The 14,328-nt window shown below is 64.1% G+C and carries 11 protein-coding genes; 7 read left to right on the forward strand and 4 right to left on the reverse strand.

Annotated elements, in window-relative coordinates; genetic code table 11:
• Positions 1-22: 22 nt before the first annotated feature.
• Positions 23-2,089 (reverse strand): hypothetical protein, encoded by a 2,067-nt coding sequence (locus ACYG9Y_RS04095; protein WP_031253244.1) that lies wholly within the window; start codon positions 2,087-2,089, stop codon positions 23-25.
• Between the two features lie 189 nt (positions 2,090-2,278).
• On the opposite strand from ACYG9Y_RS04095, the gene ypfJ reads away from it, so the two are divergent.
• From ypfJ to ACYG9Y_RS04110, 3 genes are all read left to right on the forward strand, one after another.
• The gene (gene ypfJ, locus ACYG9Y_RS04100) at positions 2,279-3,214 is read left to right on the forward strand and encodes a KPN_02809 family neutral zinc metallopeptidase (RefSeq protein WP_023672436.1); all 936 of its coding nucleotides are present in this window, start codon (positions 2,279-2,281) and stop codon (positions 3,212-3,214) included.
• A gap of 176 nt (positions 3,215-3,390) precedes the next feature.
• Positions 3,391-4,656, forward strand: a complete 1,266-nt coding sequence (locus ACYG9Y_RS04105; protein WP_023740196.1) for a TCR/Tet family MFS transporter — start codon at positions 3,391-3,393, stop codon at positions 4,654-4,656.
• Positions 4,653-5,573 carry an aldo/keto reductase gene (locus tag ACYG9Y_RS04110; RefSeq protein ID WP_023740195.1) on the forward strand — a complete coding sequence of 307 codons (921 nt, stop codon included), beginning with the start codon at positions 4,653-4,655 and terminating at the stop codon, positions 5,571-5,573. The genes ACYG9Y_RS04105 and ACYG9Y_RS04110 overlap by 4 nt, the downstream gene beginning before the upstream one ends.
• A gap of 262 nt (positions 5,574-5,835) precedes the next feature.
• On the opposite strand, the gene carA is transcribed toward ACYG9Y_RS04110, so the two are convergent.
• Positions 5,836-7,053: a glutamine-hydrolyzing carbamoyl-phosphate synthase small subunit gene (gene carA, locus ACYG9Y_RS04115; protein WP_084014398.1), complete on the reverse strand. Its 1,218-nt coding sequence runs from the start codon at positions 7,051-7,053 to the stop codon at positions 5,836-5,838.
• A gap of 258 nt (positions 7,054-7,311) precedes the next feature.
• On the opposite strand from carA, the gene ACYG9Y_RS04120 reads away from it, so the two are divergent.
• A complete protein-coding gene (locus tag ACYG9Y_RS04120; RefSeq protein ID WP_460223101.1) occupies positions 7,312-7,761 on the forward strand; it encodes a GatB/YqeY domain-containing protein in 450 nt (149 codons plus the stop codon).
• Between the two features lie 116 nt (positions 7,762-7,877).
• Positions 7,878-8,435 carry a GNAT family N-acetyltransferase gene (locus ACYG9Y_RS04125; RefSeq protein WP_023683792.1) on the forward strand — a complete coding sequence of 186 codons (558 nt, stop codon included), beginning with the start codon at positions 7,878-7,880 and terminating at the stop codon, positions 8,433-8,435.
• A 7-nt stretch (positions 8,436-8,442) separates the two neighbouring features.
• Here ACYG9Y_RS04125 and ACYG9Y_RS04130 read toward each other — a convergent pair whose 3' ends face one another.
• A complete protein-coding gene (locus tag ACYG9Y_RS04130) occupies positions 8,443-9,624 on the reverse strand; it encodes an MFS transporter (protein WP_023749109.1) in 1,182 nt (393 codons plus the stop codon).
• A gap of 95 nt (positions 9,625-9,719) precedes the next feature.
• The gene (locus ACYG9Y_RS04135; protein WP_023740191.1) at positions 9,720-11,384 is read right to left on the reverse strand and encodes a Na/Pi cotransporter family protein; all 1,665 of its coding nucleotides are present in this window, start codon (positions 11,382-11,384) and stop codon (positions 9,720-9,722) included.
• A gap of 388 nt (positions 11,385-11,772) precedes the next feature.
• Here ACYG9Y_RS04135 and ACYG9Y_RS04140 point away from each other — a divergent pair, with 388 nt between their 5' ends.
• Together ACYG9Y_RS04140 and dnaG are read left to right on the forward strand one after the other, a co-directional pair.
• Positions 11,773-12,141 (forward strand): RcnB family protein, encoded by a 369-nt coding sequence (locus tag ACYG9Y_RS04140; protein ID WP_023740190.1) that lies wholly within the window; start codon positions 11,773-11,775, stop codon positions 12,139-12,141.
• A 171-nt stretch (positions 12,142-12,312) separates the two neighbouring features.
• Entirely contained in the window at positions 12,313-14,253 is a 1,941-nt protein-coding gene (dnaG, locus tag ACYG9Y_RS04145; protein WP_023740189.1) for a DNA primase, read from the forward strand.
• Positions 14,254-14,328 lie beyond the last annotated feature (75 nt).

A 14,328-nucleotide genomic window follows, 5' to 3' on the forward strand; every position in this document is an offset into this window, starting at 1 on the left:
TTCGCAAGCGGCAACCTGCCGCTCATTCCTCGGTGTCCTGCACCCAACTGCGCGGATGGCCGTCGACGCGGAACTGGAAGATGAAATAGGGCGGAATGCAGGAGCCCTTGCCAGGCTTGGCTGCGGCCAGATCGTCGTAGCCGGCGGTGCAGATATAGTCCTCGCGGCAGGGATGCGCCTTGTCGCAGGCGCGCAGGCCGGCGGTCTTGGTGAATTCCCTGGTGCAGAATTTGTGATCCTTGCCCGACGCGATGCAGTCGTTGAAACCGGTCTTGGCCAGGCGGCCGCAAGTCGCCTCGTCGGGAAGCTTGTCGCAGCTTGCCTTGCGCAGCATGCCCCCGGGAAAGCCACCGGTCTTCTGCCCTGGGTAGTCATAGCGTTGGCGCGCCGCGCCATAGCCGGCGAGCTTGATCACCGGTTTCTTGTCGCGCGCCGGATCGATGGCGCAGGCTTTTGCGGTGGCCGGCGACAGGCGGCAATATTTGTCGCTGCCCCAGCTCGACATCTTGATCTCGCCGAACTCGACGGGGTCGCCGACTGCGGTGGCCGCCTCGCTGACGCAGGTGCCGAAGCCCGGATGGATGTCGCTTTCATGGACGCCGGCGCAGCGCAGGCTTTCGCCGCAGCTCCAGTCCTTGAAGCTGGCGTCATCGCCGCTGTAGCAGATCGAGCCCCAGCCATTGTAGAGATCGGTGCCTTTCAGCGCTTCGGCGAGTTTGGCGTCCGGACGGGCGGCGAAGCCGCGTGAGAAATCCGGATGGCCGCCGGCGGCGAAGTCCTCGACGATGGCGCGGCGGCGCGGCAGGTCGGCGAAGAACACCGCCGAGCCGGGGACGAAGACGGCGTTGCGGCGCGGCTCGCTGGCCGGATCGGCGCCGGTGTAATGGAAGCCGGCAATGCCGTGCGTCTGGTGGCAGCCGGTGCAGGTCATTTCGTTGAGACGCAGATTGAAGCCGGCCACCGATTTCACGCTGCGCAGCGTGTTGCCCCTGGCGACATAATCCTGCAACGCCTTGTCGATGTCAGCATCGTCGAGCAGCCCATAGGCGATGTTGTTTTGCGATCTGGCCATGCCGCCGGGTGCGACCGAGACGGCGCTGGTCGCCAGGAATTTGTCGTCGATGACCAGCCGGCCGCGGTCGAGATCGTAGATGTTGCGGTCGGTGAGCAGCCATTTGGCGAAGGCCGGCCGGTCGGCCAGAACCACTTTCCGGTCGATCTGGTTCTCCATCTTCGATTCCTGGAAGGTGGACGTCGTTGGGTCCCATTTGAAAATCTTGAGGAGATATTCGGCGTGGCCACCGAAGTCGCGGCGGCTCGAGGCCGACAGCCGGAGAACCTGCATGTTCAGCTCAAGCCGCATGATCTGCGACGAATTCAGCATGGCGTTGGAGAGCGGCCCTTCGTCGGAGCGCAGCCAGGCTGCCAGTTGCTCGGGCGCAAGGTTCTTCTGGCCGGCGGCGAGCCAGCGCTTGGCGATTTCGGCACAGGAAACGGCGGTGGCGCTTGGGCGATCTCTCGAAGCGCGAGGGCGAGCCTCGCCGGGCCTGGCGTTGAAAACCAGGCTCATGGTCAGCGGCAGCCGCGACGAAATTCGCTGTGCCGTCTTTCCCATCGCCGGCTTTTCCGCCACCGAGTAATGGAAGCGGTAGATCAGCCTGATCTCGCCGCATTCGGTGTGGCCGAGATAGCCGCGGTCCATGCGGTTGACGATGCCGGTCAGGTCGAGCGTCGAACCGTCATCGTCGATGTATTTCGGGTTGAATTTCTGGCTGGGGTCCCTCGTCTTCGCCAGCGCGGCGACATAGGGATCGGGGCTATTGGTAGGCTCATCGGCGATCTCCTGCTTGACGGCGTTGCGCACCGGGGTCAGCGCGCGCACCGAAAACAGGCCGCGATTGTCGACCTCGCGCGTGAGACCCAGCGCCGGGCCGAGCAGGCGGCTGATCGACAGGCCGCCACGCTCAAGCGCCTGCAATGTCTCGGGATCGGTTACGGCGACGCTGGAATCGAGTGTCACGGCGCGCGCCGGCGCCGGGCCGAGGCATAGCACCACCGCCAGCAGGAGAAATCGACCGATCGTCAGCAAGTCCCCGATACCCCGTTCGAACCGGATGCTACAGCGCGCATGCCGCCTCGACCAGAGTGCGAACGCGCGATGCCGCTTCCACGAAAAATACTGTGACTTGGCGCAACCATTGCGATAATTGTCTGTTGGGTCGGACTGGGCCACGACAATCGGCCAGGCCAGCCGAAAATTTGCATACGGGGAGTTGCCATGCTCTGGAAGGGCCGCCGTCAGAGTGACAATGTCGAGGACGAGCGCAGCGACAGCGGCGGCGGTGGTGGTTTCGGCGGCGGCAGCCCTGGCCAGTTCCGCATCCCGATCGGCGGCCGCACCGGCGGCGGCGGCAGCATCCTGCTGGTCGTCCTCGTGGTGCTGGCCGGATGGTATTTCGGCTTCGACCCGTCGCAGATCCTGGGCAGCGGCGACGGCGGCGGCGTGCTGCCGGGTGGCGGTGGCCAGATTACCGACAACAGCGGCGGCCAGGACGACGGCGCCGGCACGCCTGCTTCCGACGAGATGAAGCAGTTCGTGGCGACCGTGCTGGCCGAGACCGAAGAGACCTGGACCGGCATCTTCCAGTCGCAGGGCCTGAAATACGAGGACCCGAAGCTTGTGCTGTTCAGCGGCCAGATCCGCTCGGCCTGCGGCTCCGCCTCGACGGCAGCCGGACCGTTCTATTGTCCCGGCGACCACAAGGTCTACCTCGACACCACCTTCTTCCAGCAGCTCGACCAGCAGTTCGGCGCCTCGGGGGATTTCGCCCAGGCATATGTGATCGCCCATGAAGTCGGTCACCATGTGCAGAACCTCACCGGCATCCTGCCCAAGTTCAACCAGATGCGGCAGTCGATGGGTGAGGCGGAAGCCAACCAGATGTCGGTGCGCATCGAGCTGCAGGCCGACTGCTTCGCCGGCGTTTGGGCGCATTTCACCGCGCAGAAGGGCATTCTGGAACAGGGCGACATCGAAGAGGCGCTCAACGCCGCCAAGCAGATCGGCGACGATACGCTGCAGAAGAAGATGCAGGGCTATGTCGTTCCGGAAAGCTTCAACCACGGGACGTCGCAGCAAAGGCAGACCTGGCTGGCGCGCGGCTACAAGAGCGGCAAGCTGTCGGATTGCAACACGCTGACCGGTCCGGTTTGAGGCGCTCGCAAGTTCCAGCCGACCGCGGTTCAAAGCGCATCCGTCGGCGGGCCGATTTACCACCGGCAACAGATGTCAGGAGGAGAACGCCTGAGGCGTTCTCCTATTGTTCCAAAGTGACGCCTCGCCTATAACGGGCGCCCGCCCAAGGGCGGTCCGAGGGAGCAGACGCCATCATGATCGACCCCAAAACCGCCAGGCGGGGCCTTGCGCTCGTCTTCACCACGCTGCTGCTCGACATTATCGGCTTCGGCATGATCATGCCGGTGTTGCCGGCCTTTCTCAGGGAGCTTTCCGGCGTCGGCATCAGCGAAGCGGCAATCGAGGGCGGCTGGCTGTTCTTCGTCTATGCCGCGATGCAGTTCTTCTTTGCGCCGATCATGGGCGGGTTGAGCGACCGCTTCGGGCGGCGGCCGATCCTGCTTGCCTCGGTGCTTACATTCTCGATCGACAATCTGATCTGCGCCATCGCCTGGTCCTATCCGATGCTGTTCATCGGCCGCGTGCTGGCCGGCATTTCGGGCGCCAGCTACTCGACGACGTCGGCCTTCATTGCCGACATCTCGAACGACGACAACCGGGCGAAGAATTTCGGTCTGCTCGGCATCGCCTTCGGCGTCGGCTTCGTCATTGGGCCGGTGCTGGGCGGGCTGCTCGGCACGTTCGGGCCGCGAGTGCCGTTTTACTTTGCCGCCGGGCTTGCCTTCGTGAACTTCCTCATCGCCATGTTCTTCCTGCCTGAAACGCTCGATGAAAAGCACCGCCGCCGCTTCGAGTGGAAACGCGCCAACCCGGTCGGCACGCTGCTGCAGATGCGCCAATATCAGGGCATCGGCTGGATCGGGCTCGCCTTCTTCCTGATGACGCTCGGCCACATGATGTATCCGGCGGTGTGGTCGTTCGTGTCCAATTATCGTTATGGCTGGAGCGAGCAGCAGATCGGCTTCTCGCTCGGCGCCTTCGGCCTGTGTGGGGCGATCGTCATGGCGACGGTGCTGCCGCGCGTGATCCCCAAACTTGGCGAGTGGAAGACGGCGGTGATCGGCCTGACATTTACGGCGGCCAGCGCCTTCGGCTACGCCTTCGCCTCGCAAGGCTGGATGATCTATGCGGTGATCGTCGTCGGCTGCCTGGAAGCACTGGCCGATCCGCCGCTGAGAAGCCTCGCCGCCGCCAAGGTGCCGCCATCGGCGCAAGGCGAATTGCAGGGCGCGATGACGTCGATCTTCTCGATCACCTCGATCATCACGCCGCTGCTGTACACCGCGATCTTTTCCTGGTTCACCGGGCCTAATGCGCCCGTGGTGTTTGGCGGCGCGCCCTATCTGGTTGGCGCGTGCTTCCTGACGCTTGCCGTCATTGTCTTTGTAACGAAAGTTGCGAGGCCGACGGCGGTGAAAAGCGTTGCCAACAGCGCTGCGGAAGATGGAGCCCAGATATGAGCCATGACAGCCGCATAGAGCTGACCAAGGACGGAGTGTCGCTGTCGCGGCTGGTGTTCGGCGCCTGGCGCCTGCTCGACAACGCCGCGCGCCCGGACGCCGATCAGGTCGCGCGGCTGATCGGCACCGCGGTCGATCTCGGCCTGACCAGCTTCGACCATGCCGACATTTACGGGCATTACCAGGTGGAAGCTGCCTTTGGCGCCGGCTTGTCGCGCTGGAAGGGCAAGCGCGACAGCATCGAGCTGATCTCGAAATGCGACATCATGCTGGCATCGGCCAACCGGCCTCAGAACCGGCTGAAGCATTACGACACCAGTGCCGCCCATATTGCGGCCTCGGTCGACCGTTCGCTCGCCAATCTCGGCACCGACTATCTCGACCTGTTGCTGCTGCACCGGCCGGATCCGCTGATGGATGCCGACGAGACGGCGGCGGCCCTTGCCGGGCTGGTCAAGTCGGGCGAGGTGAGAGCGGTCGGGGTCTCCAATTTCACGCCGTCGCAGTTCGACCTTCTGGCTTCGCGGCTGCCGTTTGCCTTGGCCACCAACCAGATCGAGATGTCGGTGCTGAAAACCAATGCGCTGGTGGATGGCAGCCTCGATCACGCGCAACGCCTCGGCTATGCGCCGATGATCTGGTCGCCGCTCGGCGGCGGCTTGCTGTTCACCGGCAAGGAAGGGCGCGAGGCGCGGGTCAGGGCGGCAATCGCGGCGGTGGCTGCCGAGATCGGCGCCGGCGATCTCGCCGCCGTCGCCATCGCCTGGTTGTTGCGTCATCCGGCGCGGCTGGCGCCGGTGCTGGGCACGATGAAGCCCGAGCGGCTGGCAGCCACGGTCAAGGCGCTGGAGATCAGCCTCGACCGCCAGCAATGGTTCGCCATACTGGAGGCCAGCGAAGGCCGGCCGGTGGCGTAAGGTCACCCAGGCGCGAACTTCGAACCCGCCATAGGTGTGTGCTTCGTCCGTTAATGCGGCGCGCAAGCGAAGCGATGAGGAGGGCTTGGGCTCACGGGATGCCGTCGGCGCTCTCGAAGCCTTCGTCGCTTCGCGCCGTCACAAACAGACCGGTTGACCGGTTATTCCATTGACCCAAGACAAGGGCAATCGCGCCGCGTTTGTAACTCCGGCTATTCGGAGCATCACGATCTGGGCAACGGCTAGGCGAAGACCTGTAAAATCAAACCCGTTCGGCCAGCAGTTCCTCGCCGCGCTTTTCGCGGATCAGGTTGACGAAGCGGCGGAACAGATAGTGCGAGTCCTGCGGGCCGGGCGAGGCCTCGGGGTGATGCTGGACCGAGAACACCGGACGGCCCGTGAGCGCAATACCGCAGTTGGAGCCGTCGAACAGCGAGACATGGGTTTCCTCGACGCCCTCGGGCAACGAGTCGGCATCGACGGCAAAGCCGTGGTTCATCGAGACGATCTCGACCTTGCCGGTGGTATGATCCTTGACCGGGTGGTTGGCGCCGTGATGGCCCTGATGCATCTTGGCGGTCTTGCCGCCGAGCGCCAGGGCCAGCATCTGGTGGCCGAGGCAGATGCCGAATACCGGGATCTCGGTCTTGAGCAGGTCCTGGATCACCGGCACCGCGTAGTCGCCGGTGGCTTCCGGGTCGCCGGGGCCGTTGGAGAGGAAGATGCCGTCGGGCTGCATGGCCAGGATCTCTTCCGAGCCGGTGCCGGCCGGAACCACGGTGACCTTGGCGCCGAGGCCGGAAAGCAGGCGAAGGATGTTACGCTTGACGCCGTAGTCGATGGCGACGACGTGCATCGACGGCTCGGCCTGTTCGCCAAAGCCTTCGTTCCACACCCAGGGCGTTTCACGCCAGACCGAGGACTGGCCCGAGGTGACTTCCTTGGCGAGGTCAAGCCCGATCAGGCCCGACCAGGCGGCGGCGCGCCGCTTCAAATCGTCGATGTCGAAGATGCCGTCGGGCGCGTGCGCAATGACGGCATTGGGCATGCCCTTTTCGCGGATCAGCGCGGTCAGCGCCCTTGTGTCGATGCCCGACAGCGCGGCGATGCCGCGCTTCTTCAGCCACTGGTCCAGCCCGGTGCCGGCGCGGTAGTTGGACGCGTTGGTGACATCGGCCTTGAACACCGCGCCAACGGCGCCGGCACGGGCGACCGGGTTCAAGTCCTCGATGTCCTCGTCATTGGTGCCGATGTTGCCGATATGCGGGAAGGTGAAGGTGACGATCTGGCCGGCATAGGACGGGTCGGTGAGAATTTCCTGGTAGCCGGTGAGCGCGGTGTTGAAGCAGACTTCGGCAACGGCGGAACCGGTGGCGCCGAGGCCGCGACCCTCGATGACGGTGCCGTCGGCCAGCACCAGGACGGCGGTCGGCTTTTCGGTTGCCCAAGGCGGGGTCAGTTCGGGGGTCATCTCGGCCATGGCGACGCTCCTGTCACGCTGCGCGCTTCGATGGCGGGCCATCTGCGCAGCAAACGGCGCGGCCGATCTCTCGAGCCTGCGCGCATCAATTCTTTGTCTTATGCAAGGCCGAGTACATAGGGAAAGGCGCCAGAGCGGTCAATGATGCCGTGCCAAAACGGCGAGCATTTGTTTCAGCGAATGATATCAGAGCTTTGGCGCGTTTGATTTGCGGATGGGCCGCGGTTATTGTCCGCGCCGTTCGAAGGAGAAAGCATCATGCGCGCAAAAATCGCCGAATCCCTGAAAAGCGCGATGAAGGCGCAGGACAAGCACCGCCTGCCGACGCTCAGGCTGATCCAGGCCGCCATCCACGACCGCGACATCGCCAATCGCGGCTCGACCAAGGACCCCGCCAGCGACGAGGAGATCCTGCAGATCCTGGCCAAGATGGTGAAGCAGCGCGAGGAATTGGCCAAGGCGTTCGAGGACGGCAAGCGCCCGGATCTGGCCGCGCAGGAGCGTGGCGAGATGGAGATCATCCGCGGCTTCCTGCCGACGCAGCTGGATGACGCCGCCGTAACAGCTGTGGCGCGCGAGGCGATCGCTGCGACCGGTGCCGCCAGCCAAAAGGACATGGGCAAGGTGATCGCCGCGCTGAAGCAGAAATATGCCGGCCAGATGGATTTCGGCAAGGCCAGCGGCATCGTCAAAGGCCTGCTGCAGTAAGAGCCGACACCGCTTCAGTGGCGAAGGAGAGCAGGGGGCGGGACATCACCTCTGGGCAAGAAACGGTCCGCACCGGCTTAAGCGAGCCAAGCCTTGACCTGCCGGAGAGCCCCACCATAATCGAAATCGTCAAACCCACGCTCGAACATCTGCCCTCCTACAAGGCGGCGCTCGAGCGTGGCTGGTCGCCGGACAATGTCCGGCTGATGGAAGCGACGCGCGAGCAACTTGCGGCGATCGACGAGGATCCCGCGGCGTTCCTTGCCAGCCTCGACGATCCCGAGGCCAAAGGAGGCCCGATTACCTTGCCGGACGGCACGACCGTGCCGCGGCTGCCGGGCTTCCGGCGCTGGATCTGGGACGGCGAGGCCGCCGGCTCGATCGGCTTTCGCTGGCAGCCGGGTACGGCCGCGCTGCCGTCGCATGTGCTCGGCCATATCGGCTATGCCGTGGTGCCGTGGAAGCGCGGACGAGGCTATGCGACCGAGGCGCTGCGGCTGATGCTGGACGAGGCGAGGGCTGTTGGTTTGCCATATGTCGAGATCACCACCGACCTCGACAATCCGGCCTCGCAGAAGGTGGTGCTGGCCAATGGCGGCCGTGTGGTCGGTCCGTTCATCAAGGACGCCGCGTATGGCGGCGCCGAGAGTTTGTTGTTCCGGATCGATTTGTAGTCCGACGCTATTCGGCCGGTGCCGGCAGCGGCGGCGCTGCCCGGCTGCGCCCCTCCCAGATGTAGGAGGCAAGTGCCACCACCACCGCCACCAGCATGGCGGCAGCGCCCACAACCGGCAGGCTGCGATAGCCGTAGCCGGCATTGAGCATGGCAGCGCCCAGCGACGCGGCGAGCGCGATGCCGACATTGAAGCCGGAGGGGATGAGCGAGGAGGCGAGGTTGGAGGCGTCCGCCGTCCAGGCCAGGATGCGGGTCTGGATCGGCGTGCCGATGGCGAAGTTGAGGCCACCCCAGATAACGATGGCGATGACCATCGGCACGGGGTAGGGGCTGACGGCATAGATAACGCCCAACATCACCGCCTGCAGCGCAAGCATGGTGATCAGCGACGGCATCAGCTTCCAATCGGAAAGCTTGCCGCCGAGAAACACACCGACGGTGGCGCCGACGCCGTTGAGCAGCAGCACCCAGGGGATCAGGCTCTCGTCGAGATGGGTCACCTCAAGCAGTGTCGGGGTGATGTAGGTGAACAGGCCGAACTGGCCGATCATCAACGTCAGCATCAGGATCAGCGAGGTCCAGACTTGCTGGCGCGCCAGCACGCGAACCTCGCTGCCAAGACTGGCGGATGGCCTTGATGCGCCTGTCGTGCGCGGCAAAAGCGCAGCCATGGCGGCAAAGGCTACCACGCCAAGCGCGCACATCACCCAGAAGGTGGCGCGCCAGCCCCAGAGATTGCCGATCGCGGTACCCGCCGGCACGCCGATGACATTGGAGACGGTGAGGCCGGAGAGAATGACTGCGACAGCCATGCCGCGCTTGTCCTCGGGCACAAGGCCGACGGCAACCACCATGGCGACGCCGAAATAGGCGCCATGGGCAATGGCCACAGCGATGCGCAGAAGCAGCATCGAGGTAAAATCGGGCGCCAGCGCGCAAGCGGCCTGGCCGATGGTGAAGGCGACGGTCAGGCAAAGCAGCAGCGTCTTGCGGGAAATGCCCTTGGTGGCGAGCGCCAGCAATGGCCCGCCAACCGCGATGCCGCCGGCATAGCCTGAGACGAGATAGCCGGAGGTCGGGATCGAAACGCCAAGGCCGTCGGCCACTTGCGGCAGCACGCCGGCAATGACGAATTCGGTGGTGCCGAAAGCGAAGGCGGCGATGAACAGGGCAATGAGCGGAAGCATGGCGCGGAAGCGATCCTTGAACGAGTTGGCCTCAAATCATGGATGGCGCTTGCCGGCAATGCAGAAATTTTTGCGGCCGGTTTAGGTTTTCTTGATCAGCTCGCCTTCAACCTGGAGCCGCCGAGCAGGCCGCGCTCTTCCAGCACCGGGTAGGCCATCGACGCCAGCAGCGAGTTGATCTGCTTCAGGTCGCGGATGGTGTCGAGGTGGATGGAACTTGTCTCGACGCTCTTGGCGGTGCCGTCGCGCAGCCGCACGAAATGGCTGGCGCTGGTTTCCTTTTCGCGGTCGCGCAGCCGGTCCTTTTCCAGCACCAGCTGGCGGGCGGTCTCAGGATCGCGCGACACCAGCACGTTGAAGGCAAGCCTGGCATTGGCCAGCACCGAGCTGTGAAAGGCGAGCAGCTCGCTCCAGCCCTCGGGCGTGAACTCCAGCCCGCGCTCGAACTTCTTCTTCACATGCACCAGCATGTTGCGCACGATGATGTCGCCGACCTGCTCAAGTTTGACGCAGGCGCCTATCAGCTCCTGGCAGCGCAGCGCCTCGCCCTCTGTGAGCGAGTTCCTGGTCAATTTGGCCAGATAGAGCTTGATCGCCGCGTGCTTCCTGTCGACGCGGTCGTCAAGGGCGGCCAGCGCCTGGATCTTGTCGCCGTCGGCGCTTTCATACAGCTCGATGATACGCTTGAGCATGATCTCGACCGTCTCGCAGACGCGCACCACCTCGCGGGTGGCGTTGGCCAGCGCCTGGCTCGGAACGTCGAGCGCGCCGTCGTTGAGGGCGGAGAGTTCGACCACATCGAGCTCTGTAGCCGGCGCCGGCTTGGTGCCCATTGCGACGATCTTCTCAGAAGCACGATAGATCAGGCTGGCAAGCGGCAGGCCGGCGAGCAGGATGAGCACATTGAACAGTATGTGGGCATTGACGATCTGGTCGGGCACGGTGGCGCCGAGGAAGGCGACCGGTGGCTTCAGCGTCATGAACAGGATCAGCATCACCAGCGAGCCCATGCCGCGCATCAACAGATTGCCGATCGGCACGACGCGCACGCCAGGTTCGGCACTTCGGGTGAGCAGCGGCGCGATGATCGACGAGCCGAGATTGACGCCGAGCACCAGCACGATGCCGAGTTCGGGCGGGATGAAGCCGCGGCCGGCCAGCGTCACCATCAAAAGCACGGCGGCGATCGAGGAGTGGAACAGCCAGGTGACGAGCGCGGCGAGCAGATAGGCGGTGACGTAGTCGCTGGAGAAATATTCGATGATGAGCGGCATCAGCGTGCTCTGGCGCAGCGGCTCCGAGGCCTGGCCGATCATCTCCAGCGACAGTACCAAAAGGCCGATGCCGACCAGGATGCGGCCGAACTGGCGCCAGTCGCGCCGCTCGGTGGCCATGAACATGACCGTGCCGGCGACGAGGCAGATCGGCACCAGCAGAGTCAGATCGAAGGTCAAGAGCTTGACCACCAGCGCCGAGCCGATCTCGGCGCCGCGCACAGCCAATTGGCCCGACATGCCCGAGACGATGCCGGCGCCGGCGAAGGAGCCGACCAGAAGCGTGACGGCGGTCGAGCTCTGCAGCGCGATGGACAGGCCGCAGCCGGCCAAAACCGCCATGATCGGATTGCGCATGGTGGAGCGCAGCCGGTGACGCAGCACGTCGCCATAGGCGCGCTCGACGCCTGTCTTGACCATGCGGGTGGCAAACAACATCAGCGCCACCGCGCCCGCCAGATGCAGCAGGACGACGGAGCCGCTCATTTCGAAACCCGCACGCAGACAGGGACCGCGACGCGGAGGGCGCGCAGTGCAGGGAGGAAAACGGGGCTGCGAATCATGGGCATGACAGTCTTGAACAATATCCGGAATATTTTAGCCGGGTAATAAAATCTTGTCGATTTCAAGAGCCGTCGCGGCGCGACAGGGCGTGTCGGAAAATGGACGGATGCGCAAATGGTTGCATGGCGGATCCCTGGTGATGGCAGCGGATCGTCCCGGTTTGCCGGACTCCCGGCAATCGCCTTTGCGATGATGTTCAAATATCCAGGATAAGCACAAGATTTCATTACGTAAATGTAATGCTAGTGTTCAGTTTCGGTTCATCCTTCGGGCGCTATTCCCTAGGCATCGACAACCAAGGAGCCCCGCTATGAAACGCATTGTTCTTTCCGCCCTCGCTTTCTCGATGCTGGCCGCCACTTCGCTTACCAGCCAGGCCGCACCGGTGAACGCACCGGTCGCACCGCAGTCGAATTACACGCAGGTCGACTGGCAGAGGCCCGGCAAGCATGTCGATGTCAGGAAGCGCGTCGTGAAGAAGACGGTGGTCGTCAAGCGCAGCCATTGGCGCAATGGCCAGAAATATTCCAGCTGGAAGCGGCACCAGCCGATCCGCGATTATGGCCGCTATGGCCTGCATCGCCCCGGCCGCGGCCAGGAATGGATCCGCGTCGGCAACGACTATGTGCTGGTCAGTGTCCTGTCCGGCATCATCTTCGGCGCCATTGCCGCGCATTAAGCCCGGCCTCGCCGGCGCAATGCCGAGACTTGAAAGGAGGCGGCCCGAAACGGCCGCCTTTCTTTTGGCTGTAGAAACCGGGCTTTTTGGCTGTGGAAACCGGGTATGGTCCGCAATAAGGGTCGTCGGATTCCGCGCGCATGATTATATGAGGGACAAACGAGTTCCCCAATGCGCTTTCCGCCCGCCTTTCTCGATGAGATACGCGACCGTGTGCCGATTTCATCGGTCATCGGCCAGCGCGTCGCATGGGACAGGAAGAAGACCAACGCCTCGCGCGGCGACTATTGGGCCTGTTGTCCGTTCCATGGCGAAAAGAGCCCCTCCTTCCACTGCGAGGACAAGAAGGGCCGCTATCACTGTTTCGGCTGTTCGGTGTCGGGCGATCATTTCAAGTTCCTGACCGAGCTCGACGGATTAAGCTTTCCCGAAGCGGTCGAGAAGATCGCCGACATGGCCGGCGTGCCGATGCCGGTGCGCGACGAGCGGGAAGAACAGCGTGAGAAGGAACGCGCCAGTCTGACCGATGTCATGGAGATGGCGACTGCCTTCTTCCAGGAGCGGCTGCAAGGACCGGAGGGTGCAAAAGCCCGCGCCTATCTCAGGGATCGCGGGCTGACGCCGGCGACGCAGCAATCGTTCCGGCTGGGCTTTGCGCCCGACAGCCGCAATGCGCTGAAGGAACATCTTGCCGCCAAGGGTGTGCCCAAGGCCGACATCGAGGCCTGCGGGCTGGTGCGTCATGGCGACGACATCCCGGTCTCCTATGACTGGTTCCGCGATCGCATCATGTTCCCGATCCCGGATTCGCGCGGCAAGATCATCGCCTTTGGCGGCCGCGCACTGGCGCCCGATGCGCTGGCCAAATACATGAATTCGCCCGACACAGAGCTCTTCCACAAGGGCAACGTGCTCTACAATTTCGCCCGAGCCCGCAAAGCGCTGGCGAAAGGCGGCACGGTAATTGCCGTCGAAGGCTATATGGACGTGATTGCGCTGGCGCAGGCCGGCTTAGAGAATGCCGTGGCGCCGCTCGGCACCGCGCTCACCGAAAACCAGCTCGAACTTCTGTGGCGCATGGCGCCTGAGCCGATGCTGTGCTTCGACGGCGACCAGGCCGGGCTGAAGGCGGCGTGGCGGGCCGCGGATCTCGCGCTGCCGTCGGTGCAGGCCGGGCGGTCGGTGCGCTTTGCACTGTTGCCGGAGGGCAAGGATCCCGACGATCTGGTCAAGGCAGAAGGGCCGGACGCGTTTCGTGCCGTGCTGGCGGAAGCGCGGCCTCTCGCTGATTTGTTGTGGATGCGTGAGACATCCGGTGGCGTCTTCGACACGCCGGAGCGGCGGGCGGGGCTGACAAAGACGCTGCGCGAACTGACCAGCCGCATCCGCGATGAGAGCCAGCGCTACCACTACCAGCAGTGGATGCGCGAGCGGGAGCTGACCTTCTTCAGCGCCCAGCGCGAAGTGCGGCAAGGTCGCCAGGACTGGAAACCGGGGCAGGGCAAAACGCCCGCACCCGGCGGACAGTTCGCCAAAGGCAGCGGGGCAGGCGCGCGCGCCGCGATCACCGAAAGCCTCGGCCGCTCCGCCATGGTCAAACGCGGTGGCGAGATGATGTCGGTGCGCGAGGCGACGATCATCGTAGCCCTCGTCAACCATCCGGCGCTGATCGACGAGAACTTCGCCCATGTCGAGTTCCTCGATCTCGCCAACACCGATCTGCAGCGGCTGCACGCCGCCATCCTCGATGCGATGGCGCACGACATGGCCAATGACCGTAGCGCGGTGATCGCCACCATCGAACGTGCCGGCTGCAGCGATATCTGGGGGCGCGCCGTGGCGCTGATCCAACGGGCCAGGCAATGGCCCGCGCTGGAAACCGCAGCGCTTGACGATGCCCGCGACGCCTTCAACCAGGCGCTGCACTTGCAGCGCAGCGCGCGCACCTTACATAAGGAGCTGAAACAGGCGGAAGCAGCGCTCGCCAGCGATCCCACTGACGAAAACTACCGGCACCTCATCGAGATTCAGGCGCAGTTCCGTGATGTACAAGCAACGGAAGCGCTGATCGAAGGCTTCGGTGTGTCCTCGGGCAGGGGTGGGCGCGTGTAGGTCGAAACCTGCGCAAGAATGGATGATGTACGTGCTGCGCGTCGAATCGACGCCTCTAAGTCGGGTAATTGATTC

Source organism: Mesorhizobium sp. W050 (assembly GCF_054719535.1).